This window comes from Nocardia spumae, assembly GCF_020733635.1.
In the GTDB taxonomy this organism is placed as follows: Bacteria; Actinomycetota; Actinomycetes; order Mycobacteriales; family Mycobacteriaceae; genus Nocardia; species Nocardia spumae.
This window is the reverse complement of record NZ_JAJFZL010000001.1, coordinates 3,454,984-3,480,092: the sequence shown is the minus strand read 5'-3', so window position 1 is coordinate 3,480,092 and position 25,109 is coordinate 3,454,984. Positions and strand designations below refer to the sequence as shown.

27 protein-coding genes and 5 pseudogenes are annotated in these 25,109 nt (G+C 68.3%); 17 read left to right on the top strand and 15 right to left on the bottom strand.

Annotation, left to right across the window (positions count from 1 at the left end):
* Window positions 1–54 precede the first annotated feature (54 nt).
* The 4 genes from LKD76_RS31870 (at window position 55) to LKD76_RS15560 (ending at window position 3,949) form a co-directional block, all read left to right on the top strand.
* Window positions 55–618 carry an asparagine synthase-related protein gene (locus LKD76_RS31870; protein WP_255660092.1) on the top strand — a complete coding sequence of 188 codons (564 nt, stop codon included), beginning with the start codon at window positions 55–57 and terminating at the stop codon, window positions 616–618.
* Window positions 600–809, top strand: coding sequence for a lasso peptide biosynthesis B2 protein (locus LKD76_RS32335; RefSeq protein ID WP_227982046.1), 210 nt, complete (start codon window positions 600–602; stop codon window positions 807–809). Before LKD76_RS31870 ends, LKD76_RS32335 begins: the two co-directional genes overlap by 19 nt.
* Complete coding sequence (locus LKD76_RS15565) at window positions 787–2,580, top strand: ABC transporter ATP-binding protein (protein ID WP_227982045.1); 1,794 nt, start codon at window positions 787–789, stop codon at window positions 2,578–2,580. Before LKD76_RS32335 ends, LKD76_RS15565 begins: the two co-directional genes overlap by 23 nt.
* Before the next feature lie 280 nt (window positions 2,581–2,860).
* Window positions 2,861–3,949, top strand: a complete 1,089-nt coding sequence (locus tag LKD76_RS15560) for a hypothetical protein (protein WP_227982044.1) — start codon at window positions 2,861–2,863, stop codon at window positions 3,947–3,949.
* On the opposite strand, the gene LKD76_RS15555 is transcribed toward LKD76_RS15560, so the two are convergent.
* Both LKD76_RS15555 and LKD76_RS15550 read right to left on the bottom strand, forming a co-directional pair.
* Window positions 3,937–4,845: a hypothetical protein gene (locus tag LKD76_RS15555; protein WP_227982043.1), complete on the bottom strand. Its 909-nt coding sequence runs from the start codon at window positions 4,843–4,845 to the stop codon at window positions 3,937–3,939. The genes LKD76_RS15560 and LKD76_RS15555 overlap by 13 nt on opposite strands.
* A 200-nt stretch (window positions 4,846–5,045) precedes the next feature.
* On the bottom strand, window positions 5,046–5,606 hold the full coding sequence (locus tag LKD76_RS15550; protein ID WP_227982042.1) for a class IV adenylate cyclase: 561 nt from the start codon (window positions 5,604–5,606) through the stop codon (window positions 5,046–5,048).
* 244 nt (window positions 5,607–5,850) lie between these two features.
* Between LKD76_RS15550 and LKD76_RS15545 the strand changes: the two genes are divergently transcribed.
* Window positions 5,851–6,459 carry an NUDIX hydrolase gene (locus LKD76_RS15545; protein ID WP_227982041.1) on the top strand — a complete coding sequence of 203 codons (609 nt, stop codon included), beginning with the start codon at window positions 5,851–5,853 and terminating at the stop codon, window positions 6,457–6,459.
* Window positions 6,460–6,487: 28 nt separating this feature from the next.
* Here LKD76_RS15545 and LKD76_RS15540 read toward each other — a convergent pair whose 3' ends face one another.
* Entirely contained in the window at window positions 6,488–8,404 is a 1,917-nt protein-coding gene (locus LKD76_RS15540; RefSeq protein WP_227982040.1) for a M3 family metallopeptidase, read from the bottom strand.
* Between the two features lie 56 nt (window positions 8,405–8,460).
* Window positions 8,461–9,092, bottom strand: a pseudogene (locus tag LKD76_RS15535) (alpha/beta hydrolase fold domain-containing protein).
* Window positions 9,093–9,285: 193 nt separating this feature from the next.
* Between LKD76_RS15535 and LKD76_RS31865 the strand changes: the two are divergent.
* Window positions 9,286–9,414 (top strand): hypothetical protein, encoded by a 129-nt coding sequence (locus LKD76_RS31865; RefSeq protein WP_255660091.1) that lies wholly within the window; start codon window positions 9,286–9,288, stop codon window positions 9,412–9,414.
* Window positions 9,415–9,481: 67 nt separating this feature from the next.
* On the opposite strand, the gene LKD76_RS15530 is transcribed toward LKD76_RS31865, so the two are convergent.
* The 3 genes from LKD76_RS15530 to LKD76_RS15520 all read right to left on the bottom strand — a co-directional run bounded on the left by LKD76_RS15530 (window position 9,482) and on the right by LKD76_RS15520 (window position 10,827).
* Window positions 9,482–9,910: a nitroreductase family deazaflavin-dependent oxidoreductase gene (locus LKD76_RS15530; RefSeq protein ID WP_227982039.1), complete on the bottom strand. Its 429-nt coding sequence runs from the start codon at window positions 9,908–9,910 to the stop codon at window positions 9,482–9,484.
* Window positions 9,907–10,179, bottom strand: a complete 273-nt coding sequence (locus LKD76_RS15525) for a hypothetical protein (RefSeq protein WP_227982038.1) — start codon at window positions 10,177–10,179, stop codon at window positions 9,907–9,909. The genes LKD76_RS15530 and LKD76_RS15525 overlap by 4 nt, the downstream gene beginning before the upstream one ends.
* Before the next feature lie 501 nt (window positions 10,180–10,680).
* Window positions 10,681–10,827: a DUF1059 domain-containing protein gene (locus LKD76_RS15520; RefSeq protein WP_081769375.1), complete on the bottom strand. Its 147-nt coding sequence runs from the start codon at window positions 10,825–10,827 to the stop codon at window positions 10,681–10,683.
* A 288-nt stretch (window positions 10,828–11,115) separates the two neighbouring features.
* Between LKD76_RS15520 and LKD76_RS15515 the strand changes: the two genes are divergently transcribed.
* Together LKD76_RS15515 and LKD76_RS15510 are read left to right on the top strand one after the other, a co-directional pair.
* Window positions 11,116–11,910: a thioesterase family protein gene (locus LKD76_RS15515; RefSeq protein ID WP_227982037.1), complete on the top strand. Its 795-nt coding sequence runs from the start codon at window positions 11,116–11,118 to the stop codon at window positions 11,908–11,910.
* Between the two features lie 85 nt (window positions 11,911–11,995).
* Window positions 11,996–12,239: pseudogene (locus LKD76_RS15510) on the top strand (GntR family transcriptional regulator); the annotation flags it as partial.
* A gap of 102 nt (window positions 12,240–12,341) precedes the next feature.
* Here LKD76_RS15510 and LKD76_RS15505 read toward each other — a convergent pair.
* Window positions 12,342–13,164, bottom strand: a pseudogene (locus LKD76_RS15505) (LLM class F420-dependent oxidoreductase).
* Between the two features lie 159 nt (window positions 13,165–13,323).
* Between LKD76_RS15505 and LKD76_RS15500 the strand changes: the two are divergent.
* Both LKD76_RS15500 and LKD76_RS15495 read left to right on the top strand, forming a co-directional pair.
* The gene (locus LKD76_RS15500; protein ID WP_227982036.1) at window positions 13,324–14,025 is read left to right on the top strand and encodes a DUF4389 domain-containing protein; all 702 of its coding nucleotides are present in this window, start codon (window positions 13,324–13,326) and stop codon (window positions 14,023–14,025) included.
* A 193-nt stretch (window positions 14,026–14,218) separates the two neighbouring features.
* Window positions 14,219–14,542: pseudogene (locus LKD76_RS15495) on the top strand (DUF4822 domain-containing protein); the annotation flags it as partial.
* Between the two features lie 93 nt (window positions 14,543–14,635).
* On the opposite strand, the gene LKD76_RS15490 reads toward LKD76_RS15495, so the two are convergent.
* From LKD76_RS15490 to LKD76_RS15480, 3 genes are all read right to left on the bottom strand, one after another.
* Window positions 14,636–15,037: a winged helix-turn-helix transcriptional regulator gene (locus tag LKD76_RS15490; protein ID WP_227982035.1), complete on the bottom strand. Its 402-nt coding sequence runs from the start codon at window positions 15,035–15,037 to the stop codon at window positions 14,636–14,638.
* A 93-nt stretch (window positions 15,038–15,130) separates the two neighbouring features.
* Complete coding sequence (locus LKD76_RS15485; protein WP_227982034.1) at window positions 15,131–15,544, bottom strand: hypothetical protein; 414 nt, start codon at window positions 15,542–15,544, stop codon at window positions 15,131–15,133.
* 105 nt (window positions 15,545–15,649) lie between these two features.
* On the bottom strand, window positions 15,650–15,805 hold the full coding sequence (locus tag LKD76_RS15480; protein WP_227982033.1) for a DUF6131 family protein: 156 nt from the start codon (window positions 15,803–15,805) through the stop codon (window positions 15,650–15,652).
* A gap of 291 nt (window positions 15,806–16,096) precedes the next feature.
* Here LKD76_RS15480 and LKD76_RS15475 point away from each other — a divergent pair, with 291 nt between their 5' ends.
* Window positions 16,097–17,005: a YihY/virulence factor BrkB family protein gene (locus LKD76_RS15475; protein WP_227982032.1), complete on the top strand. Its 909-nt coding sequence runs from the start codon at window positions 16,097–16,099 to the stop codon at window positions 17,003–17,005.
* 118 nt (window positions 17,006–17,123) lie between these two features.
* Entirely contained in the window at window positions 17,124–17,975 is an 852-nt protein-coding gene (locus LKD76_RS15470; protein ID WP_227982031.1) for an alpha/beta fold hydrolase, read from the top strand.
* Window positions 17,976–17,989: 14 nt separating this feature from the next.
* Here LKD76_RS15470 and LKD76_RS15465 read toward each other — a convergent pair whose 3' ends face one another.
* The 3 genes from LKD76_RS15465 to LKD76_RS15455 all read right to left on the bottom strand — a co-directional run bounded on the left by LKD76_RS15465 (window position 17,990) and on the right by LKD76_RS15455 (window position 22,013).
* Window positions 17,990–19,099: a baeRF11 domain-containing protein gene (locus LKD76_RS15465; RefSeq protein ID WP_227982030.1), complete on the bottom strand. Its 1,110-nt coding sequence runs from the start codon at window positions 19,097–19,099 to the stop codon at window positions 17,990–17,992.
* A 207-nt stretch (window positions 19,100–19,306) separates the two neighbouring features.
* Window positions 19,307–20,605 (bottom strand): serine hydrolase domain-containing protein, encoded by a 1,299-nt coding sequence (locus tag LKD76_RS15460; protein WP_227982029.1) that lies wholly within the window; start codon window positions 20,603–20,605, stop codon window positions 19,307–19,309.
* Between the two features lie 46 nt (window positions 20,606–20,651).
* Complete coding sequence (locus LKD76_RS15455) at window positions 20,652–22,013, bottom strand: MFS transporter (RefSeq protein ID WP_227982028.1); 1,362 nt, start codon at window positions 22,011–22,013, stop codon at window positions 20,652–20,654.
* A 52-nt stretch (window positions 22,014–22,065) separates the two neighbouring features.
* Between LKD76_RS15455 and LKD76_RS15450 the strand changes: the two genes are divergently transcribed.
* The 3 genes from LKD76_RS15450 to bfr all read left to right on the top strand — a co-directional run bounded on the left by LKD76_RS15450 (window position 22,066) and on the right by bfr (window position 23,913).
* Window positions 22,066–23,043, top strand: coding sequence for a GlxA family transcriptional regulator (locus LKD76_RS15450; protein ID WP_227982027.1), 978 nt, complete (start codon window positions 22,066–22,068; stop codon window positions 23,041–23,043).
* 141 nt (window positions 23,044–23,184) lie between these two features.
* Window positions 23,185–23,376, top strand: coding sequence for a (2Fe-2S)-binding protein (locus LKD76_RS15445; protein ID WP_227982026.1), 192 nt, complete (start codon window positions 23,185–23,187; stop codon window positions 23,374–23,376).
* Between the two features lie 57 nt (window positions 23,377–23,433).
* Window positions 23,434–23,913 carry a bacterioferritin gene (gene bfr, locus LKD76_RS15440; RefSeq protein WP_227982025.1) on the top strand — a complete coding sequence of 160 codons (480 nt, stop codon included), beginning with the start codon at window positions 23,434–23,436 and terminating at the stop codon, window positions 23,911–23,913.
* 57 nt (window positions 23,914–23,970) lie between these two features.
* Here bfr and LKD76_RS15435 read toward each other — a convergent pair whose 3' ends face one another.
* Window positions 23,971–24,120 carry a hypothetical protein gene (locus LKD76_RS15435; RefSeq protein ID WP_227985508.1) on the bottom strand — a complete coding sequence of 50 codons (150 nt, stop codon included), beginning with the start codon at window positions 24,118–24,120 and terminating at the stop codon, window positions 23,971–23,973.
* 168 nt (window positions 24,121–24,288) lie between these two features.
* Between LKD76_RS15435 and LKD76_RS15430 the strand changes: the two are divergent.
* Together LKD76_RS15430 and LKD76_RS15425 are read left to right on the top strand one after the other, a co-directional pair.
* Window positions 24,289–24,552 (top strand): annotated as a pseudogene (locus LKD76_RS15430) (acyl-CoA dehydrogenase family protein); the annotation flags it as partial.
* A gap of 102 nt (window positions 24,553–24,654) precedes the next feature.
* Window positions 24,655–25,092 carry a VOC family protein gene (locus LKD76_RS15425; RefSeq protein ID WP_227982024.1) on the top strand — a complete coding sequence of 146 codons (438 nt, stop codon included), beginning with the start codon at window positions 24,655–24,657 and terminating at the stop codon, window positions 25,090–25,092.
* Window positions 25,093–25,109: the final 17 nt, after the last annotated feature.

Here is a 25,109-nt window from a genome sequence, read left to right as displayed (position 1 = left end):
CCCCTCTGGGCAACCGGCACAGCTCGCGAGGCGATACGGCACGGCATTCTCTGGATGGCGTCGGCTACCGAACCAGTGGCGCCCGGACGCGGCCGCCACTTCGAACTGGCGACGAACATCGAGGGTGCGCGGACGGCGGCGGTGTTGAACCGCCTGTCCATGGCCGCGGGCGGGCCGCCGCTGGCGGCACCCCATTTCGACGACGGCGTGATCACCGCGGCCTTGTCCGTCGCGGTCGAGCATCGGGTCAGCGCGGGGACCTACAAGCCGCTCCTCGCGGCGGCGATGCGCGACATCGTTCCCGATTCGGTGTTGCGGCGCCAGACGAAGGACGACGGCTCCAACGATGTGGAAGCCGGATTGCGAAAGCACCGAGACGAACTCGTAGCCCTGTGGGAACAATCGCGGCTCGGCGATATCGGCCTCGTCGACTCGAAGAAGCTCGCGGACCTGTGCGCCCGGCCCAGTTCGTTCGAATTGGAGGAGGGCACCATGTTCACCACCATCGCCTGCGAGCTCTGGCTACGCGACCTCGAGCGAACCTTCGTCGAGCCCGGAACGACATCGCACCAACAACACTGTGGGGGAACGAAAGATCTGTGGGCACCACCCTGCTGAGCCGACGGTACGGTGCGTGGACGACCTGGTGCGTCGGCGTGCGAACGGAACTGCCGTTCGCGGCGCACGCGTGGGTCGAAGCCGAGGGCAGGCTCGTCGGCGAGGCAGGAAGCATGTCTACATTCAGCCGGCTGATCGTAGTCGGCCCGCAAACGAACGTGGGTGGAGATGTCGACCGACAGCAGCGCTGACACCGGGCACAGCGATTCGTGGCCGCGCCGAGCCGGAGCTCTGCTCAGACTCATCGCACCACAGCGCAATTCGCTGATTCTGGCTACGACGCTGCTACTCCTCGGCACCGGATTGACCCTGGTGCAACCGCTGCTGGCCGGTCAGGTCGTCCGGAACGCGGCCTCCGGGACGGCGATCGGATGGTCGCTCGCGGCGTTGGTGGGGTCCTATCTGCTGTACGCCGTGGTCGACACCAGCGGGCTCTACATCCTCGAGCGGTCCGGTGAGTCCCTGCTGCTGTCCGTGCGGAACCGCTTGACCGGGCATCTGCTCGGATTGCGGATACCCACTCTCGAGTCCCTGCGGGTCGGGGACCTGATCTCCCGTGTCACTGTCGACTCGACGGTCGTCCGTAATGCCGTCGCGTCCAGCCTGGTCCAGTTGCTGACAGGGATGATCACGCTGATCGGGACCGTCGCGGTGATGATCTATCTCGATTGGCTGCTGTTCTCGGTCGTCATCGTCACCGTCGGCGCCGCCGCCGCCGCGATGTTGCTGGTGATGACGAGGATCGAGATGGCCTCGAATCGCTTGCAGGAGAGCGTCGGCGCGCTGTCCGCCGATATCGAACGCGCGCTCAACGGAGTACGCACGGTGAAGGCGAACAACGCCGAGCACAGTGAGCACGAGCGCTTGGCCGAGTTGGCCGGGGCGGCGTTCGCCGCCGGTGTTCGCGCCGCTCGGCTCAAGGCATGGGGAAATCCGGCGACACATCTGGCGGTGACCGGATCGTTCGTGGTTTCCCTGCTGGTCGGCGGCATCCGGGTGGCGAACGACCAGATGGAACTGAGCAGTCTGGTGACCATGATGCTTCTCGCGCTGAATCTGCTCGTACCGGTCGGAGATCTCTTCAACGGCTCGGTCGGCCTCCAACAGGCCCTCGGCGCGCTCAACCGCATCGAGGGCACGCTTCGATTGCCTGCCGAGGATGTCGACGACATCACCGCCGATCGAAGCGAACATAGTGGGCAGCAAGCGATGTCGGCACGCCGGTCACCCGCCGACAACGCGAATCTCGCGCTCGAGTTCCGCGGAGTGCACTTCTCCTACGGTGACCGGGAGATACTGAAGGGAGTTACCTTCTCGGTTCCACCTCGCGGGCACGTCGCATTGGTCGGACATTCGGGCGCGGGAAAGTCCACCGTCTTCTCGCTGGTCAGCAGGTTCTATGAGCCGGATGCCGGCGATATCCTGCTGGACGGCCGGTTGTCCGCCGATCGTCCGCGCCGGGCATGGCGCTCGGAGATCAGTCTGCTCGAACAGAACGCGCCACTGTTGTTCGGCAGCCTTCGGGACAATCTGACATACCGGCAACCGGATCTCGCCGAGGACGACCTCGCCCGGACCGTAGAGCTCGCGGGACTGGCCGATCTTGTCGCGCGATTGCCCCGCGGTCTCGATACCTCCGTGGGTGAGCACGGTGTTCTGCTCTCGGGCGGCGAACGTCAGCGCGTTGCGTTGGCCCGGGCGTTGATTCGCCGCCCCGTGCTCATGATGCTGGACGAGCCCACCGCGATGCTGGACGCCGAGACCGAGAAGGCATTGAACGCGACCATCCAGGCGGTGCGACGCGAGTGCGCACTACTCGTGATCGCCCATCGGCTGTCCACGATCCGCGAAGCGGACACCGTCGTGTTCCTCGAGGACGGGCGAATCACGGACAGTGGCCCGCACGACGAATTGCTGGCCCGCAACACGCGCTACCAGCAGCTCGTCGGCGCGAAGCGGTGACCAGCACGCGGGATCGCGGGCGGCGGGCTCCCGGCAGCCGACACGATCGTAGAAGATAGGACGCGCCGCCACCGGTTGGCACACCTGGCCGGCGGTGGCCGCGAACTATCTGCATCGGTGGCGGTACCGACCGATCCGGCCATGAGACAGTAGTGATCTCGCCGCCGCGAAGCTACGGCCGGTATCGACCGGTCCCGCGACCGGCCACTACGAGCAGGAGAGGCCGGTGGTTCAGCCGTCTGGGTCCGATGCGGACGAAATACACTCGTTGATTTCCACATTGGAACAGCTCGTCGCCGACGCCACCCGAACGATTCAGCGCCTGAAGACGACACTCGCCGACGCCGAGGCGATCACCGGCGGTCACGACACCCCGGTAGCGGCGCCCGCACCGGAACGTACCCCCTCGCCGGGCGTGCACCGGCCCGGCACGCGGGCGCAGCCGACGCCGTGGGCGGGGTTGAAGCCGGTTACCGCATCCGTCGCGACGGCACCGCCACCGCCGAGTCCGGTACGCCCACACCACCTTCGCCGATCCGCGCCGCCGGCTACTCCACCGGTCCCGCCGCCTGTTGCGGAGCCGGCGGCGCTCATGCCCGCTGGGCCGTCCGTTTCGGCCGGCCTCGGCGGCTCCGCGCCCCGCACCTCCGTCAGCTCCCACGATATCGTCGCGTCCGACCCACACATCGCCGGTCTCGGCCAGGTCGATCCGGCAGCCCCCGCCACCTACCGCTGGGAGCTGATCGGCTTCGACCGCGGCGACGTCGACGCGAGGCTGGCCCGGGAGATCACGTCCGCGGTGGATCATCTGGTCAGAACATATCCGATCCCGCTGCGGGGCATCGAGATTCGCGACGGATCGCCACATCCGGAGCTCGAGCGATCCTCGAACCTGCCCGTACCCGACCGGTCCGCCGACGATGCCGCCGCCTGGATCGTGCTGGACCGAGCGGCCCTGGGCCGACCACCTCGCCCGCGCGCCCGCTGGCGATCGCCACGCCGCCGTCCCGACCGCGCGCTGTACACCGCGGTCGTTCGCGAATACGCGCACACCTTGGACCGTGCCGGTGGCTTCCGCGCGCGTGAGCAGGCTTGGCAGCAGATCCTGCCCCTGTCGCTGCGGTCCGGACCGTCGACCTTCAGCCCGCTGAATCCGGAGCAGGCGCTGATCGATGGATTCACCGAGGTGGTGCTTCGAGGTAAACGTGCCGGGACGATCGCCCACGTCCTCCACGACGCCCTGGTCAACGCGGCCACGTGGCCGCCTCCCGCGACAGCCACCGCCGCCTTCGCCGTGCCGGCGGCCGAGGTGCAATACCTGCTGCCTCCGGATCCGCTGCCTCCGGCACCGTCGAATCAGCGGAAGTAGGAGGCGAAGTCGCCGTAGGGAACCTGGCCGGTGGGGCTGGCATCGATGGCGTCGACGACGGGTCCGGGAATCGGCGCCCAGTAGGCGGGCATGTCCGCCGCCAGCGTCGGCTTCATGATGTAGATCAGGGCGAAGTTCACGATCCACAGCGGCGGCGCCATCGACATGCCGACGACCGCGCCGACATCGCCCTTGGTGTTGGTCACCAACTGGGCTCGGCCCGAAATCTGTTGCGCCGCGAATCCGTAGGCCGCTTGCACGGTATAGGCGGAGCGGTAGAGGGCAGCGAGCGTCCGGGTGGCGCCGTTGTCTCGTAACCAGTTGCCCACATAGCCGCCGGGCGCGATCAAGGTGTTCACCTGCCTCGTCGGCGCGTCCGCATTGGCCGGACTCTCCAGCAGCCCACCGGGATTCACGTACAGCCCGTAGCTCGCCAGGACCGAGGGCGTGGGCCGGCCGCCGACGTCGGAGTGGAGCGGACGGCCGACCGTGTTCGTGAGGATATCGACACACGCATCGATCACCTGCGCGTTCTCGACGCTGCCGCCGACGCCGCCCCCCGTAGTCAGGTCCTGGTACTGCTGATCGGTCAGCACGTCGTCGCGACGCAACCCGATCCGGCCCGCGATATCGTCGGCCCGGGCCTGGCCCAGCGGCTGGTTGAGCTGATCCGGACCGGTCAGCTGCGTCGGTGCCGCGTTCTCGTAGGCGGGCGCGCCGGAGAAGGGCAGGGCGAACCCGGTGTCGGCGGCGTTTGCCACTGGTTCGCCATAGGCCGTCTGAGGTACCACGAAGGTGAGCAGGGACGCTCCGGTCAACGCCAGTACCGACAGGGCCACGCGTCCTGTGGACGATCCGCGCCGGCGTCTCCGGCCGGCCGATGTCGTGCGATGCATGTGCCCACCTCCCAGAACGCTATCGAACCAGGTACGACCGAGCTTCCACGTTAGTCAAAGCCGCGACCCGCGCCGTGTCAAGACCGCGGCGGTCCCGCACGGCCCCAGTGCGCCACCCACGCCGCCGATCGATTGCCCACAACTAGCCTCGGAGGCGCCGAGCCTGCTCGCCACACCGCCTCCGCCGTCCCGAGCGGTGTTCAGCGCGGCGTCGCCGTCTCGTCGAAGAGAAGGACCCGCTCAGCGAGAATGTCGCGACCGGTCTCACTCGCGTACAACACGTCGACACTGCCGAAGCGCGCATCGGAATAGTCCAAGCCGAGACTCTCGGCCGCGCGGCGGACAGCCGCCTCGTCGGGTCCCTCGATCTCCAGAAACGTCGGGAGAGCGGGCCAGGTGTCGATATCGAACACGACCTCGCCCAGCTGCCACTCCTCACGGTAATTCTCCTGGTACCGCACCTCGGTCAGGCCGAGGTGCACCAGAATCTCGGCGACGGCGTTCGGATCGCCCACCGTGGTCTCGATCTCGGTCGTCCCGTCGATCGTGGTGGCGTCGGTGACCTGTTTGAGGGTGAGCGTCGAGCGCGCACCCTCGTCACGCAACCGGACCCACGCACCGCGGGCCACGGCGTCACCGTCGAAGATCCTGCGCGTCAACAGCGTTCGCGGCATCGTCGGCACAGCACCCAGCACGGTGAGCGCGGTGCGGACGGCCTCGACATCGATGGCCGGGAACGTGGCCTCGTATTCGTGCTTCACAGCGTCGAAAACCTTTCTATCGAGCGGGGTTTCGGAATCGGTGCGGGAACTGCCGCCGGGTGACCGGCCGACGTGCGAGGTCGGGAAGCGGTCGGAGTTCGCCGGATTCCGGCCATTACATCCACTCCCGTGCCCCGCGGGCAAACGAATATCGCCCCCACGATCACACCCCATCGGCCTCGGAGATGTTCCAGCTGCCGGTCCGGATCGATCACCCGATGATCGTTGGTGACACGATCGAGGGATGAGTCTGCAGAATTTCCGCGACCTCGCCGCGGCGCGCTTGCGCGACTTCGACTTTCGGGCGACTCCCGATACACCCGGAATGCGGCGCGCGACCGTGGTGCTGTGCGTGCTCGAACACCACGGACACCCCTGCGTGATCGTGATCAAACGCGCCTACCACGGCCGCAACGCCGGACAATGGGCCATCCCCGGCGGGCGGGTCGACGGCGATGAGACCGCCGTGGCGGCCGGATTGCGGGAACTACACGAGGAGATCGGCCTGACCGCGACCGGAGACGATGTGCTGGGCCGGCTCGACGACTTCCCCGCGGCCTCCGGATTCGCCATCACCCCGATCGTGGTGGCCCTCGACGATCCCGGCCCGCTCACGCCCAATCACGAAGTGCACGCCGTGCACTACGTCGCCTTGGATCGCCTCGCCGCCGACGACACGCCCCACTGGGTGGACCGCCCCGACGGCACCCGCCTGCTGCAACTGCGGCTCGGCGACGCGATGACGATACACGCACCGACGGGCGCGATACTGCTGCAGTTCCGCGACGTCGTCCTGCTCGGCCGCGAGACCCGGGTCGCGGATCTGCAACAGCCCGATTGGACGCACCGCTGAATGCCGCCGCCGCGTCCGATCCGAATCGTCAGGCCGCGACGTCGTCGAGCCATGCCGCGAACGCATCGAAGGCGAACGGCCGACCGAGGAAGTCGGCCACCAGATCGGCCGCGTCGCGGGAGCCACCCGGAGCGAGAACGCGGTCGCGATAGCGCTGTGCCACAGCGGGATCGAACATATCGCCGTGGTCGAAGGCGGAGAACAGATCCTTGGCGATCACCTGGCTCCACAGATAGGTGTAGTACCCGCAGGTATAGCCCGCGAGGTGCCCGAACGAGGTCTGGAAATGGGTGTGCGGCAATCCGGCGATCCGGTTGTGACGGCCCACGGTGTCGAAGACCATCGGGCTGTGGTCCGCGGGACGGTCCCGGTGCAGCAGGTAGGACACCTCGGCGTAGCCGACCTGGGTCAGCACCGAGATACCCTTCCCGAAATCCTTCGCCGCCCGCATCCGTTCCACCAGTTCGGTGGGGATGACCGCGCCGGTCTCGTCGACGGCGAAGGTCTGCAGCACCGTGGCGTCCCATGCCCATTCCTCGAGCATTTGCGACGGCGCCTCGACGAAATCCCACTCGGTGGCAACGCCGGAGAAACGCGCCCAGTGCTGCCGCCCGCCGACCACGTGGTGGATCAGGTGCCCGAATTCATGGAACAGCGTGACGACATGCTGGTGTTCCATCAGCCCCCGGGAGAAGTTGCACACCAGCACCCCCTCGGGCAGCAGCCGGCCGGTGATACCGCCGGTGAGGTCGAATTGCGCGGCGTGCTTGTATTTGCCCGCCCGTGGATGCAGATCGAGATAGATGCGTCCGCGTCGTTCACGGTCGGCGTAGACGTCGTAGACGGCGACATCCTCATGCCAGCGCGGCACCTCGACGGGCCGGTACTCGAGGCCGAACAAGCGGCCGGTGACCTCGAGCAGGCCGTCCCGCACGCGCCGGAAGTCGAAGTACCGCCGTACCTCCCGCGCGTCGACGCCGAACCGTTCCCGCCGGACCAGCTCGGTGTAGTAGGCGACTTCGGCGCGGTCGATAGTCGTGGCGGAGAGCTCGTCCGCGCGGCGCCGCTCGAGCAACGCGTCGAGATCGCGCCCGCCGGCCGCCGCGGCGGCACCCGCGATCCGCTCGATGAATTCGCCGATCGCGCTCCCGCTGCCGATCATCTTGACCTCCGCGTCGTAATCGGGCCACCCGCCGTATCCCAGCAACCGGGCCTTCTCGTCACGAAGGTCGACCATCTCGTGCAGGACCGAGTCGTTGGCCGGCCAGCCGCGCGACTCGAAGGCGACCGTGAGATCGCGGCGGGCGCGGGCGTCCCGAGCGTAGGTGCGCACCGGCAGATAGTCCGGATAGTCGGTGGTCACCGCGACGAGTCCGTCCTCGGCGGGTCGATGATCGGCGATGAAATCGCCCGGCAGCCCGTCGAGTTGCTCCCGGGTGAGCCGAACGGTGCGCACGTCTTCGCGTATCGTCCGCCCGAATTCCTGTTCCAGGGTGGTGAGCCGTTCGGAGATGTCGCGCAACCTGGCCCGGGTCCGGTCGTCGCGATCCACACCGCTGCGCCGGAAGTCCCGCAGAATGTGCTCGCGCACGCGCAGCATCGATTCGTCGGCCCCCGCTGTGCCGGTGGCCGCGACGATGTCGTGAAGCGCGCGGTCGAGATCGCGGTCGGTCGTGGCCCGATCGACCTGTCGGACCAGCTCGTCGGCCAGCAGACGCAGATCGGGGTCGGGGTGGACCTCACCGAACAGATGTGCCGCGGAACCGGCGCCACGCAGCGCGATATCGGCGTCGTTCCACAACTCGAGCACCGCGGCGGTGTCGCGAACAGTTCCGTCTTTCAATCGGTCCAACGCCCGCGCCGCGGACCGAAGCCCCTCGCGCACATGATCGTCGAGCCAATTCCGCCAGTCGGCCGACGGCAGGGCCAGAGGTTCACGACACATGAGCCGACTGTAACCGCAGCCCGGCAACCGTTCACCGGCTCCGTGCCACCCGGTCGCTACCAGCCCTGCCGGGCCGGTGGTGCCAGTCCCATCGTCGCCGCCAGCCACCTCCTGCCCCGTGCGCGGTAGCCGCGGGCAATTCCCGCGCCGGGAGCCCAGCTGTCGAAACCGTGCGGTGCGCCGGGTACGACATCGATCTCGACCGCCACCCCGGCGGCCCGCAGTCGCCGCGCGTAGGCCACATCCTCATCGTGGAACAGATCGACCGTTCTCACCCCGATCCACGTCGGCGGCCCGCCGGCGCGGTCGTCGCGCCGGGCCGCCACCGCGAACTCCGGCACCGGCCGATCGCCGGGCGGCACACTCGGATAGCTGCGCCAGCCGAATCGGTTGTGGCGGTTGGACCAGACCGGATGATTCACCGCGTCCAGCTCCCGACGCAGAGCGGTGCGGTCGTCGAGCATCGGCGCGCTCAGCCACAGGGCGGCCGGGCGGGTGCTCCGCCCGGATATCAACCGCTGACACAGGCAGGCGGCCAGTCCCCGCCCGCGCTCTGTCCGCCGAGCACCACCCGAGCGGGATCCAGGTCGAAACGAGCGGCGTTGCGCCGCAGCCACATCCATGCGATCCAGCAGTCCTCGAGCGGAGCCGGGAACGGATGTTCGGGCGCGACCAGAGACCGGTCCATCGCGGCCTCCTTCTCCCCCGCCGGTCGAAACTGCCGTCCGGACAGGTGTTCCCAACTGGCGGAACGGTATCACCCCGGTCTTCGATGATGCCGAGATCCTGTGTGCGCTCATAGGTCCGGGGCAGCCCGGCGAAGTAGTTCACGATCTCGAACGGCGTCTCGAGCTGATTGGCGTGGGTCATCATCCGGGTGGGTGCTGCGCGACTGGCCGGCCGCCGAGGTCACCGAGTTCGCGGCCTTCCCGCGCCAGCTCAACACCGACATCGAGCGACTCGACGGGCAGCCGTGGCCGCGGCCGGAGGTCTCGTTCGCCCCGGGGTGAGCCGTCCTCGACTCGACCGCCTGCCACGGCCTCGGCGCCGCCGGTTCCAGCGCCGCGCGGCAGCGGATCAACTACGACGCAGGGCGAGTACCGGAATGGTCCGGATCCCGGCGGTCTTCTCGGCGTAGCCGGCGAAACCCGGATATCGGCGAGCTTGTTCGGCGAAGATCCGATCACGGGGTTCACCGGTGATCTCCTCGACGGTGACCGGGTATTTCTCGGTGCCGCGTTCGACGTCCGCGGTCCCCGCGGTGGTGAGGTTGTAGTACCAGGCGGGGTTGGTCGGGGCGCCGGCCTTACTGGCGAAGACGTAGATCACGTCCGGATGGTGTTCATCGGGCAGATACAACATGGGGGTGATCAGTTCGCGGCCGCTCTTGCGGCCGCGATGGTGGACGAGGAGCATCGGGGCGCCTTCGAACGGGCCGCCTACGCGACCCTCGTTGGCCCGGAACTCGTTGATGATCCCAGTGTTCCAGTCATCGGGTGTGCTCATGGATGGATTGTCCTGTCGATGGAGCGATCGGGCGCGAATTCCGCGCGGCGCGGCGGGCTCGTGTTCCGATCGCCGACTTCCCGAGCGCACGCGCGGCGGATCTCGCACGCCAGATCCGCCACCTCCTCGGCGGCAAGACCGGCCGGGGGTGCGAACGACAGGCGGGTGATCAGGCCGCCGTAGCGCCGCGCCGGCTGCTCGGGCACCTCGGACACCGGGGCGACCATGGCGAAGGCTTCGATCATCTCGTCGCTGATCGATTCCGCCATCCGGTCCCACTGTCCGACCTTCGACAACAGGGTCAGCCCGGCATTGTGCCGAACCCAGCCGTGCAATTCGAACAGCGGCCGATAGGCGGGGGTGGAGGCGTAGAGCGCCGGGCAGGCGCAGCCGCGCTACGCCGCGATCGATCTGCTCGCCGATACCGGTGAGGACGAAAGGCGTTGCGAGGATTTCGAATTCGTGTCGGGCCCCGACGGTGGCGAGGACCGGCAGCGTCCGCTCCCGGATCCAGCGCCCGGATGGCGCGCGGCGGGCCGACATCGTGTGCGGGCGGGACGAAGTCGCGCGGCATCAGCAGTGGCGGGCAACGGTATACGCACACCTTTGGGCCGGCCCAGCGGTTCCGCCGGAGTACCCTCCGCACTGTCCGCCCATCTGACCGGGACGACCCTGCATCCCGACGGCGGCACCAGCGCCTCGGCCGGCTGGTTCAACCGGCCCGATACCGGATGGGCGAACTATGCGCCCATGCGGTACCCGACCGGCGATCAATAGGCGAGAAAGAGGATTTCCTCGCGTGAGTAGTCGTGGCCGGGGTGGTTCTCCGCCAGATGCTGCTTGGTCTTCTCGACGAGGTCGTCCTCATCGGTTCCGACGATCTGTTCACCACAGGGGCAGCCCAGTCTGGTCTTCACGGTCTTCTCTCCATCGGTCGGGCTGTGAGCGTCGTTCACGTCACCTTATGCACATCACCCTATGCACAATCCGTGCCTTCCGTCACCCCGGGGCAATCACCCCCGCCACCGCCGGCGATACCTGTCCGGCGGTGATCCCCGCGCTGAACTCGACGAACACCTCGGCGCCGGCACGCGACACTTCACCCTCGGAGGATCGCCGGGCCACCCGCAGACCGGTGCGGCGGCCCGGGGCCGATTCCTATAACGTGTTCTAATCCAAAGTCGGGAACGAGAGGACCGAGGACGATGGTGGCATTCTTCCGCCGCACGGACAGCGGACTGGTCGCGAGCGACATCGCCGTGAGCAGGTGGTCACCCGGCCAGGTCGCGGGACCGGCGATCTGCGGGCTGCTGGCCCGTGAACTCGAAACCCACTGCCCGGAAGCCGGTTTCATACCCGCGCGACTCACCGTGGACCTGTTCCGCCCCGTCCGCGACGAACCGCTCACGGTGCACAGCACGGTGGTGCGCGAGGGCACCCGGGTGCGGGTCGCGGACGCCTGGATCGAGCAGCAGGACCGGATCCGGGTGCGGGCCTCGGTGATGTATCTGGCCGTGGCGCAGCAGCCGCCGGGGCAGGTGTGGCAGGCCGACCCGGACCTGCCGGTCCCGGATATCCGTCTCGATGAGCCGACCGGTCAGCCGCCGCTGTTCAAATGCGGAGACGGTGAGTGGTCCGGCGATTTCGCCGCCGCGCAGAACGGCGAGCGCAAATCGTGCTGGCAGAACCTTCCGGCGTTGGTGGACGGGGAGCAGATCTCACCGTTCCAGCGCGCCGCCTTTCTCGGCGACACCACCAATCTGGTGTGCCACTGGGGCACCGAAGGCGTCGGCTACATCAACAGCGATATGACGCTCACCCTCACCCGGCTGCCGCGCGGCCACGAGCTGGGATTACACGCCCAGGACCATATTTCGTCCGATGGCGTCGCGGTCGGCACCGCCACGCTCTACGACCGGCAGGGACGGCTGGGCACCTGCGTCGTCACCGCCGTCGCCGACGCGCGCCGCCAGGTAGATATGGCCGACACGACCGTCTGAACGGCGCCGACAGCCGGCCTCACCCATCCACGCGGACCGCTCGCAGACAGACCCGGCCGATAAGCCGGGCGTCGGATCGAGCGCAATGTGGGCCTCCACGGCCGAAACGGTCGCCTCCGAGCTGCGGACCCGCATTCTGTCCGGCGACGACGACTACCGACTGCCCACCCAGGATCAGCTGGTCATGGAATTCGGCGTCAGCTCTCCGTCGATCCGGGAATCGCCGCGCATTTCTGGAAACCGAGGAATTGGTGACCGTCCGGCGCGGCAACGTCGGTGGCGCCGAAAAACATCGGCCCGACGAATCCTCGGCCGCTTACTATCTGGGCCCCGGCGTGGTCAACGCCTCCTCCGATCTGCCGCGCCAGGCGATCGCGGCCGGCCCGCGCGCACGTCTGTAGTGCGCGCGGCGCCGTCGCGACGGACCTGCCTCAGCTCAGGTACGGCTGTGCGAGCGCGGCGAACTCGTCGAGGGCTCGCAGCGTCTCCGATTCCGGCATGGTCGGCAGCGACAGGGTCACCCGCACCACTCCGGCCGCGGCGTAGGCATCGAGCACCGCGGGATCCGGCGCCACCGGCGTGATCGCGACCGGGGTGTCGCTGTCACCGAGCACCGCGAGCTGTGCCGGCACCTCCGCCGCGTCGGCCACACCGTTGGGTATCCAACCCAGACCGAGGCGGACAGCCCGCTGCGCCGCCGCCGCACCGCCACCGACGAAGATCGGCGGATGCGGCCGCTGAACCGGCTTGGGCCAGGCGAAGATCGGATCGAAATCGACGAACCGGCCGTGATACTCGGCCAGATCCTGAGTCCAGATCGCCCGGATGGCCGCCAGCTGCTCGTCGAGCAGGGCGCCCCGGGTGCGCGGATCGGTACCGTGATCGGCCATCTCCTCCCGGTTCCAGCCGACGCCGACACCGAAGACCACGCGCCCGTTCGACAGGTGGTCGAGGGTGGCCACCTCCTTGGCGGTGTGGATCGGATCGCGCTGCACCAGCAGGGTCACCCCCGTGCCCAGCACGAGCCGTTCGGTCACTGTCGCCGCCGCGGCCAGCGCGACGAATGGATCCAGCGTGCGGTAGTACACCCGGGGCAGTTCCCCACCACCGGGATACGGCGACTCCCGGCTGGCCGGAATGTGGGAATGTTCGGCCAAGAACAGCGATTCGAACCCACGCTCCTCGAGCGCCGGGCCGAGGACCCGGGGGGGCGATGCCCTCGTCGGTCAGGAAGGTGTTGACTCCGATCTGCATGTAGGAGCCGAACCTCGATGCCGTACCCCGCTATTCCCACCGTCCGCCCCCACTCCGCGTGTCGGCGCGAATTGCCCGACCGGGGCGGATTCGTGCGAAACAATCGTTACCGTCCGCCGCGTCTCACCGAGCAGCCGCGGCCGCCGAGAGGAGCGTGACATGCAACCCGAGGCATCGCACTATCCGGTCCGTGTGCGCGGCGATCTGGATCCCGCGCTGTCGCGCTGGCAGTGGATCGTGAAGTGGTTCCTGGCCATTCCGCACTACATCGTGCTGTTCTTCCTGCACATCGCCTACGGCGTGGTGACGATCATCGCGTTCTTCGCCATCCTCGTCACCGGGCGCTATCCGCGGGGCCTGTTCGATTTCAACGTCGGCGTCCTGCGGTGGTCGTGGCGGGTTCGGTTCTACGCGCTCTCGGCGCTGGGCACCGACCGGTACCCGCCGTTCAGCCTGCGGCCCGACGAGAACTATCCGGCCGATCTCGACGTCGGGTATCCGGAGCATCTGCACCGCGGCCTGGTCCTGATCAAATGGTGGCTGCTGGCGATACCTCAGTATCTGATCGTGTGGGCGTTCGTCGGCGGATCCCGGACCTGGGGTGGCGACGACGACGGCACCGTCATGGTGTGGATTCCCCTGCTGTTCATCCTGGTCCTCATCGCCGCGATCGCACTGCTGTTCACCGGCCGCTATCCGGGCGGACTGTTCGCGTTCGTCGTCGGGGTGAACCGGTGGATCCTGCGCGTGCGCGCCTACGCGTCGCTGATGTGTGACGACTATCCACCGTTCCGACTCGACCAGGGTCCGCGGGAACCCGAGATCACCACGCGCCCAACCGAACCGGGCTACGGAGCCTGATCACGGGCCGAGACCACCCATCGCACCAGCCACCAGCTGCCCCGCCCCGAAGGCCCGCGCGGAATCCCGGGTCGCTCCCGTCTTCGCGACGCTCGCCGCGGTCGGTGTGCTCGCGGCATGCGGCAACACCGACGATCACGGGGCCGACGCGGCCACGACACCCGCGCCCGTCTCCGGCACCGCCGCGGCGGCGGTGACACCCCGCACCCCGGCGGCGACCTTGGCCGCCACCCCCTGGGAGTCCACCGCCGCCAAGGACTCCCACGGCCGGTCCGTCGCCCTCGAGGAGACTGCCGTCGCCGGCTATGTCGGCTTCGCCTACTTCGAATCCGACGGCACCTTCACCATGGTCGACCTCCACAACTCACCGAAGATGCGCGGCGACCGGTCGGTCTCCCCCGACGGCAGGACCCGCACTCCGGTCGCGAAAGACGATGCGGGACACGAACGCTTCCGCCGCGTCGTCGACATCGTCACCCTCGACGACAAGGAATTCACCTACCGCGTCCACCTCGACGCCGCGGACGAGACCGTCTACCACGACATCGTCCACACGCCCACCGACCATCCCGAACCGCGGAACCGAGCGGCTCCCCCACGACTCGGGTCGTTACCTCTGCCCCGCCTCCGCGCGATCGCCGGCGCGATGCTCATCGACCTCGGCCATATGCGCCTGCGCCCAGGCTCGCAGTGCCGCGAGCGGAACCTCCAGCGACAGGCCGAGTTCGGTGAGCCCGTAATGCACCTGCGGCGGCACCGTCGACTCCACGCGCCGGGTGACCAGACCGTCGGCGACCAGGCCCCGCAGCGTCTGCGACAGCATCTTCTGCGAGACCCCGGTCATCGCCCGGCGCAACTCGCCGAATCGCACCTCCGCCGGATATCTCTCGGCGAGGATCTTGATCGTCATCGAGGTCCATTTGGTCCCGATCCGGTCCAGCAGGTCGCGGGTCGGACAGCTGGGATCGAACAGGTCGCCCTGCCGACCGGTGACGTCCGGGCTCGGCGTCACTGCGATTCTCCGGGTACGAGGCTCTCCGTCACCATCGAATTATCGACCGAGACCCGGGCCGGTGCGCGGTCGGGGCGCCGGCCCGGCCGCACCTCAGAAACCGGCGAGCGCGGAGGCCAGATCCGTTGTGCCCGTCGCAACCAGCGTGTCCGTGCGCACCTGCGGACAGGTTGCGGTGGTCGTTTTGTCGATCACGTCGCGGTTCCGCACGACCGCGATATTGATCCCGTTGTTGCGCGCCGCCCACTCCTGCACCACGCCGTTGAATTGGGTCTTGACCAGAACGGCGTCCTTACCCCGCCAGCCCTCGACATGACTTTGCAGCTTCTGGCACAGGTCCGACGCCGCCGTGGGGGTGATCGTCGGATCCACGCCGGTATCGGCGGACTGGGAGGCGCCGGGCTGGGTCGGCTCGGTGGAGGTCGCGCAAGCGCCTGTCCCCAGCACCGCGCCGAGGGTCGCCACCGCGCAGATCCAGACTCGACCGGATTGGATGATCATCGACATTCCGCCTGTTCCTCAGGTGGTGCCGGAAAGACCTTTCCGGCACCACTTCTCGATATTTCGGAGGCGCGGTGCACGCGCAGTCCGGCTGTCTGCGAATCGGCCCGGCTAGAAATAGTGAGCGCGGCCACCCACCGGGCGGCCCAGCGTGCCGAGCAGCGCGAGGATCGCGCCCACCACGACCGCGATGATGCCCAGGGTCCACAGAATCGGGATTCCGAAGAGGAAACCGAGAACAAGGAGAACAACTCCGAGAACGATCATGCCAAACACCTCTATCCTTGCCGCGCGTCGAATTCCGATCGGTGGAATTCAGCGATATCGCGCCACGTGAACAGCGTGATACCCGGCATTCTCAGGGTGAAACAGCGAAGCTTCGAAACACCTTGATGCCCCGCCGATCCCGGTGCGCCCGCCACACTCGGCCGCCCGGATGACACCGGCGCTCACCCCGCCCTTACGGTGGTGCCCGCGCGACGATGGGGTGCGGGCGAGATGCGGGCGGCCGAGGCTGTGCGCCCGGATCGGAAGAGTTGTTCTTCGGAGGTGACGAGAGTGGCGGTCGGGTCGGAGCCCAGCCTGCGGTATCGGATGTTTCGCCGGACCGAGGTCAGGGTGCTGCTGCGCACGGTGCGCGCGGCATGGTCGGACGAATTGTCCGACTGGGCAGCGGCATTGACGTACTACAGCATGTTGTCGCTGTTTCCGGCGCTGCTGATCGCCATCGTGGCGCTGAGCCTCGCGGGCCCGGTACCCGCGGACTCGCTGGCGGGGGCCGCCGGACGGCTCGGTCCCGGCGACGGAACGACGCTCATCTCCGATTCGATCCGCCACCTCGAGTCGGTGAAGTCGCTGTCGGGACCGATGGCGATCGCGGGCCTGCTGTCGGCGTTCTGGACGGTGTCGACCTACCTCGGCGCCTTCATCCGGGCGGCCAACGCGCTCTACGGTGTCCGGGAGAGCCGATCGGCGTGGACGACGCTGCCGCTGCGGCTGGCCCTGGGCCTGATGATGGTCGCCGCCGTCGTGGTCACCGTGCTGGGTTTCGCGGTCACCCCGGAAGTCGCCGAACACATCGGCAACCGCCTCGGGGTGGGTTCGGCGGGTCTTTTCGTGTGGTCGATCGTGAAATGGCCGGTGCTGGCGGTGCTGGTGAGCATCGCGCTGGCACTGCTGTATCGGGTCGCGCCGAATACCGAGGGGCAGCGACTGCGCTGGCTCACCTCCGGAAGTGTGCTGGCAGTGGCGATCTGGATCGCCGGGTCGGCGGGACTGGCGATCTACGCGGCCCATTTCGATTCGCTCGATCGCGTGTACGGATCCCTGGCGGCCGCCGTGGTCCTGTTGATGTGGTTGTGGCTCACCAACTTCGCGATTCTGCTCGGCGCGGTCGTCGATGCCCAGCTCACCCGGAACAAGGCGATGCGCATCAACGGGATCTCGCAGTCGCCGCCGATCGACTGACCGCTCACGACGGCGCGATGGTTACCCGCGAGATACCAGGTTTCGCGACGTTGCCTTCTTGTGCACCACAGATCACCATCGGTTAGCTGGTATCCAACAGTCACCGAAGGAGTTCCGCGTGTTCGACACCTCCCCGCTGCGCACCGAAACAGTCCGTGTCACCACCGGTTCCGCGGAGTTGGCGGTGACGATCGCCGGATCCGGGCCACCGCTGGTTCTGCTGCACGGCTGGCCGCACACTCGCCACATCTGGCATCGGGTGGCGCCCGAACTCGCTCGCGCACACCGCATCGTCGCCCCGGATCTGCGCGGGCTGGGTGAGAGCAGCCGCCCCGCCCACGGCTACGACGCCGGCACCGTCGCCGCCGATATCGTGGGCCTGCTCGATCGGCTCGGCATCGGACGAGCCGCACTCATGGCCCTCGACGTCTCGGTCCCGGCGGCGGTACTGACCGCACTGCGCCACCCCGACCGGGTGGAGCGCCTGGTCGTGATGGAATCGCTGCTGGGCGATCTGCCCGGCGCCGAGGAATTCCTCGCCACCGGCCCGCCCTGGTGGTTCGGCTTCCACGCGGTGCCGGGCCTGGCCGAGAACGTCCTGATCGGACACGAGGCCGACTACATCGACTGGTTCCTCACCAGCGGAACGCGGCAGCGCGACAGTATCGACCCCACCCTGCGCGCACATCTGCTCCGGGCATACACCGGCACCGACGCACTGCGCGGCGGCTTCGCCTATTACCGGGCGCTGCCGGAGACCGCCCGCCAACTGTCGGCGGCGACCACGGCGGCCGCGTTGACGGTTCCGACGCTGGCGGTGGGCGCCGGGGCGGTCGGCGACGCTCTCCATCGGCAGCTGGCGACCATCGCCGATGCCGTCGCCGGCCATCTGATTCCGGAGTGCGGCCATATCGTTCCGCTCGATCGGCCCGACGCACTGCTCGCGCGCGTCACGCCGTTTCTGGCCTGAAGCCGCCCACGGGCCTACATGGAATAGCGAAGGATGGCCGCGGCCACGGCCTCTTCGGGGATATCGGATGCGCGCACCGCCAGCACCCGGGCGCCCGACAACAGTGCCCGGCGTGCGATCTCGTCGGCGATTCCCGGAATCTCGGTCTCGGATTCGGGCCCGTATTCGATCGCCCCGGTCTCGGGTGAGACCGTTCCCGGTACGGCGGTGTCGATGTCGACCAGCAGGGTCTGCACGATACCGAAGGTGGCGGCGCGAGCGATCTCGGCCAGATCGGTGGTGGCGCGGGCCTCGCCGCGGCGCTTGTCGAACAGTTCGCGCAGGTCGGCGAGCTGCGCGGCGTAGTGACCGTCGAGAATGTGGCGGGCCCGGTCGGCCAGCTCCTGATCCGACAGGTGTTCGGGATTTCCCGGTATGCCGTCGTCGAGCAGTTCACCGTAGCTGGCCACCGAGCGGTAGATCCCGTCGATCGGCTCGGGTGCGGCCAGGATCAGCGGAATGTCGCGCCCGGACAGAATGTCGCGCAACGCCCGGTCGACGCCGCGCGCGTACTGGCGCACCAGCACCTTCTTCCCCTCGCTGCCGGTCAGCCGCCGCTTCGGCGACCGATCGCCGATTGAGGACTTGTTGGCGAAATCGGCGGCGTCACGGGGCATATCGGGCACCGACACGTCCTCGGCGGCACGGTCCGGGGTGACCTCCACCAGCCGGGCCGAGCCCTCGGCCAGCGCCAGTACGAAAGCGCTCTGCGGGAAGGTGATCGCCCGCAACAGCGGTTTGAGCAGGAACCGGTCCGATACCGTCACCGCGGCGCCGAGCCGATTGGGGATGCGGAAGGTCCACATCCGCTGCGGCGTGACGTGTACGACGAGGGTGTGCGACTGGTAGCGCCAGAAGTCCTCATCGTCGGTGAGATCGTCGAGCTGATCCTCGACCGCCATCCGGCTGGGTGCGTCGGTGATGAGTTCGGCCGCCGTGCGCACCTGGTTGCCGAACGCGATCCGATTCGCCTCCGGGTTCGCGGTGACCGCCTCGGTCGGCAGATAGATCGACACCGACCAGGGGCCGGTCCGTTCGGCGAGGGCCTCGATCTCGCGGCGGGTCGGGATGTCGGTGTGCAGCACTTCGATCCTCCTTCGTTGTCCCGCACGACGCGTGGGGTGAGGGCCGTGACCGGCGCACACGACGCTGGTGCCGGCACGGCTGGCTACGGCCGGTCATTTGCCGACTGGTAACCAGATCGACGGTACTGGATCGAAACTTGCATCCGGCATTAATACGGACATGGATGCCGAACTGTTGCTGCACGAGGAGATGAGCGCTTCGGCCCGCTAGCGGGTGGGTGTGGGCGAGGTGGTCGAGGCGCCCGGGGCGTAGAGCCGCCCGATGATCTCCTTGGCGATCTCGCTCGCCGCGGCGTGCCCGTCGGCGGTGGGTTCGAGATTGGCCCACACCACCACGGTCACCTTGTGCACCGGGTCGGCGCCGGCGAAGGCGTTGAAGCCGGGCAACTCACCCGTATGTCCGTACAGCGCACCGAATTTCGCGATCGCCAACCCGTACTGCGGCGCTTCGGGCGGGTTGGCCGGATCGGTCGGCCGCAGACTCGCCATACGTGTCGCCTGCATCTGAGGGCCGAGCACCTTGCCTCCGGCCAGCGCCTCCACCCAGGTGGCGAGATCGGCGACCGTGGAGATGCCGGCGCCGGCCGCCCAGCCCCAGGACGGATTGTCGGCGGTCCGGTCGTTCGGCAGGAGCGTGCCCGCCTTGACCTCGGCCTGCATCCGGGGTGGTAACGCCGGGGGCGAACCCATCGTCAGCACATTGGTGCCGTACATGTAGCCCTGCGGATGCGGATCGGGTATCGCCGCGGAGGTCCGGGGCGGAAACGAGGTGCCGCGCAGGCCGAGTGGCCCGAACAGCCGATTCTGCAGAATCTGCTCGAGCGGTGTGCCGTCCACCTGTTCGGCGATGAGCCCGAGCAGGACGGTGTTGGTGTTGGAGTAGTGATACCCCTGCCCTGGCGGGAAGTAGGGCGGATGCGAATAGGCCATGGCGAGTAGCTCTTCGGGCTGCCACACCCGGCCCGGATCGGCATCCATCGCCTCGGCGAGCTCGCGGGTTTCGCTGTAGTTGTACAAGCCGCTGCGCATATCGAGCAGTTCGGCGATCGTGATCGCCTGTCCCCCTGGCACATCGGGGCGGAATTTCGATACCGGATCGTCGAGTGCCAGTTTGCCTTCCTGTGCCTGCTGCAGGATCACCGTGCCGGTCCAGGTCTTGGTGAGGGAGCCGACGCGGACGCGGTCGGCCGGGGTGACCGCCGGGCCGCCGCCGAAGGTCCGGGTGCCGTACGCGGCCCCGATATCGCCGGCGGGCGTGCGCACCAGCGCCACCACGCCCGGCACCGACCACTGCCGTGCCAGCGGGGCGATGATGCCCTCCAGCGCCGGTTGGTCCAGTGGACGGACCCCGGCCGCGGTGGTGGTGGCCGGCGCGGCCGAGGTGCTCGAGGCCGCGGGTGCCGACGACGACCCGCAGCCGCACGCACCGACCACGACGACGACACCGATCACCGCTCCGAACAACTGCTGGGGGCGAATCCGTACAGAGGGTGAAACCGCGGGCACTGCACAACCTCCCTCATCGGGGAACGGTGGAGCCGGGATCAGAACTCTACTGCTCCGGCGTCCGCTGCGGAGAGGGTTGGCGAATGCTCAGCGACATCACCGCGGCCACCGCGCACAGGCCGCCCGCGAGGTACCAGGCCAGCTGATAACTCCCCTGCAGGTCGCGGATGATTCCCGCGCCGGAGGCGGCGATCGCGGCCCCGATCTGATGGGAGGCGAACACCCAGCCGAAGGCGATGGGCCCGTCCGCGCCGAAGTGCGCGCGGCACAGCGCCACTGTCGGCGGCACCGTCGCGATCCAATCCAGTCCGTAGAACACGATGAACATCCACATGCTCGGCCGCACGTCGGGTGCGAACAGCGCCGGCAGGATCAGCAGCGACAGACCGCGCAGCGCATAGTAGGTGGTCAACAGGTACCGGGATCCGATCCGGTCGGTGAGCCAGCCCGAGGCGACGGTGCCGGCGACGTCGAAGATGCCGACGGTGGCCAGCAGACCGGCGGCCGTGGTCGGCGGCATGCCGTGATCGTGTGCGGCACTGACGAAATGGGTGCCTACCAGTCCGTTGGTCGAGGCCCCGCAGATGGCGAAACCGCCTGCCAGCAGCCAGAATACGGGCCGGCGCAGGACGGTGCTCAGGACCGTGATCGCCCGCATCGCCCCGCCCGCCGCCGCGGTGCGCGTCCCGCTGTCGTCGTCGGCCGCGGCGCCGTAGGCCCCACGCCCGATATCGCTGGGGAAGTCGCGGATGAACAGCACCACCAGCGGCACCACCGCCAGTGCCGTCGCGGCGACCACCAACGCGGGAACCCGCCAGCCGTGATCGCGAGCGAGCATCGAGATCAGCGGCAGGAACACCAGCTGTCCGGTGGCGCCGGCGGCGGTCAGCACACCGGTCACCAGGCCTCGATGCCGGACGAACCAGCGCCCGGTGATGGTGGCGACGAACGGCATCGACATCGATCCCACCCCGACGCCCACCAGCAGCCCCCAGGTCACCATCAACTGCCACGGCTGGGTCATGAGGACGGTCGATCCGCTGCCCGCGGCCACCAGCACCAGCGCACAGGCCACCACCCACCGGATCCCGAACCGGTCCATGAGCGCGGCGGCGAACGGCGAGATCACCCCGTACAGGAGCATATTCACCGACACCGCGGCGCCGATGGTGCCGTGCGACCAGCCGAATTCCTCGTGAAGCGGCTCGAGCAGCACACTCGGTACCGAGCGGAAGGCGGCCGCGCCGAGCAGTGCGACGAAGCCGACGGCGGCGACGATCCACGCGGGATGCGGCCATCGGCTCACCGGCCGCGGCGCCGCGGTGGAGGGGTGGTCGGACAGGCGAATTTCGGTCACCGGCAGATCGTCCCGAATCCCGGCACCACCGACGAGTGGCATGAATGCCATAATGCGTAAAGATTCAGCCATTCCATCGGCCGGATACGAGGAGGCGACGACGGTGCGACCCCATTCGGTGGCGGTGCTGGCCCTGGAACCGATCGTCGGCTTCGATATGACGATTCCCCCGACCGTGCTGGGCGCGGCCACCGACCCGGCCGGCAATCCCTACTACGACGTGCGCATCTGCGGGATCGATCGCACCCCGATCGCCGCCACCGGGGGCTATTCGGTGGTACCCGAGCACGGCCCGGAACTCCTCGCCGACGCCGACACGGTGATCGTGCCCGGCACCCGCCTGCCCGCCGCCCGCGCCGACGGCACGCTCTCACCGCCGGTCCGGCAGGCGCTCGAGCGCATTCGCCCGGACGCGCGGATCGTGTCGATCTGCACGGGCGCCTTCGTCCTGGCCGCGGCCGGACTGCTGGACGGCCGTCGCGCCACCACGCACTGGGCCTACGCCGATACCTTCCGCGCCCTGTATCCGTCCGTCCGGCTCGACGAGAATCTACTCTTCGTGGAGGACGGGAACATCTGCACCGCAGCGGGTCTGGCCGCCGGTGTCGATCTGTGCCTGCATCTGGTGCGCGGCGATCACGGCAGTGCCGCGGCGAATCGGGCGGCCCGCTACTGCGTGGTGCCGTCGTGGCGCGACGGCGGCCAGTCCCAGTTCATCGAGCAGTCGGTGCCCGACCCCGGCACCGATGGCACGGGCCCCACCCGTGAGTGGGCGCTGAGCCGGCTCGACCGGGAGCTGGATGTGAGCACACTGGCCGGTCACGCCAGGATGAGCGTGCGGACCTTCACCCGGCGCTTCAAGGCCGAGACCGGTATGGCGCCCGGCACGTGGGTCCAGCACCAGCGGCTGCGCCATGCCCGACACCTCCTGGAGACGACCGGGCTGACGGTGGACGAGGTCGCCCGGGCGGCCGGAATGGGCACCGCGGCGTCGCTGCGTCACCATCTGCGCACCCGCCTGGGTGTGGCCCCGATCGCCTACCGCAGGACTTTCCGGCAACCGACGGGGATCGGCTCCTGACCCGGTCGCGACGACACGCACCCAGGCATTGACAACCCCCGCCACCGGGGTGCTACCTTAGGCAAGGGTTACCTCTTTAGGCGAGGCTTACCTCCCACTCGACCCCCCGTTGTTGTCGTTCAGAGCATTCCGAGGCCGACCGTGTACATCTGCATCTGCAATGCCGTCTCCGAAGCAGACGTGCACACCTGTGTCGCCGCCGGCGCCTGTTCGACCAGACAAGTCAAGAAGGCCTGTGGCTGGAAACCCGGCTGCGGCTCGTGTACGGCTCGACTGGCCGAGGCGGTAGGCCGGGCGCGCGCAAGCGACCCGGCTGAATCAACCGCGGCCTGAGCCGACACGCCCCCCGCCCGTTCCCCTGGGTTGTGATGTGTGCCACCATCACACCCCATGGAAGGCGACAAGGAAATCATCGCTCTGCTCAACGAGCAGTTGACGGCCGAGCTCACGGCGATAAATCAGTACTTCCTGCACGCCAAGATGCAGGAGAACTGGGGCTACACCAAGCTGGCCAAGCACACGCGGCACGAATCCATTGATGAGATGAAGCACGCGGAGATCCTGACCGACCGGATCCTGTTCCTCGATGCCCTGCCGAATTACCAGAAGCTCAATCCGCTGCGGATCGGCCAGACCGTCCCCGAGCAGCTGGAGGCGGACCTGCAGATCGAGATGGAGGCGGTGACCCGGCTGCGGGGCGGCATCGACCTGATGCGTTCGCGCGGTGATGTGACCTCCGCGCGCATCTTCGAGGCGATCCTCGAGGACGAGGAGAGCCACGTCGACTATCTCGAAACCGAGCTCGGCCTCCTGACCGCGCTGGGCGAGCAGCTCTACCTGCAGCGCTTCACCGACACTCCCGGCGACTGACGTGACCCACCCGGCCGCGGCGCCCGCGCGGCCGGGTCGTTTCGCGGGCGGAACCGGTTACAGCGCCGGCGATTTGGCACTGATCGTCTTCATCACCTCGCTGGTCCCGGCGTAGATGCGCGCGAGCCGTTTCGCTTGCTGCAGGCCGACGATCTCGGGCAGCGACCAGGATCCGCCCAGATCCGGGGACGATCCGCGATGGCGCACCGAATTCCTGTACTCACGCGCCGCCACCAGCTACGGGGCACCGCGGAGATCCAGCGCAACATCATCGCCCGGCGACTGGCAAGGAGTGACAGGGACATCCCACCGCAGGCCCACGCACCACGGTCGAACGGACCCATCGTGAATACCGCTGAACTCGACCTGCTGACCGCCGAGGCCACCCTCGCCACCGCCGACGACGAACTCGGCGCGCTGCCGGCCAAGGCGACCGCCGGTCAGGCCGCCCGCCGCACCGCTCGGCACTGCCAGCAGGTGCTGGGCGGTTTCGGTTTCACCGCCGAACACGAATTCCACCGGCACGTGCGCCGGGTCCTCGTTCTCGACGAGTTGCTCGGCAGCACAACCGATCTCACGCGCGAGGCCGGCGTGTGGGTTCGCACCCGGGCGACCGCGGCGCGGCTGGCTCAACTGTGAGCCCGGGGCACCTTCGATTCGCCGGGTATCGACGCCGGCGGGTCCGAGTACCGGCTCTGTCGTCGCCGGGACCGGTCGGACCGACTCGGTACCATACAGCGCATGCCCATCAAACTCGAGAACGTCGGCATCGCCGTTCGCGACCTCGAAGCGACGATCGCGTTTTTCACCGACCTCGGTCTCACGGTCCTCGGCCGCGACACGGTCAGTGGCGAATGGACCGACACTGCCGTCGGCCTCGATGGCAACCACGCCAACATCGCGATGCTTCAGACCCCGGACGGTCAGGGTCGCATCGAACTCTTCGAGTACATCCACCCCGAAGCGATCGAGTCGGAGCCCACTCGTCCCAACGAGATCGGCATGCACCGCGTCGCCTTCTCGGTCGACAATATCGACAACGCCCTCGAGATAGCCGCGAAGCACGGCTGCCATCCGCTACGCGGCGTAGCGACCTACCAGGACATCTACAAACTCACCTATGTCCGCGGTCCCAGCGGCATCATCGTGATGCTCGCCGAGGAGCTCGGGCAGAAGTGACGGCCGATCGACCCGAT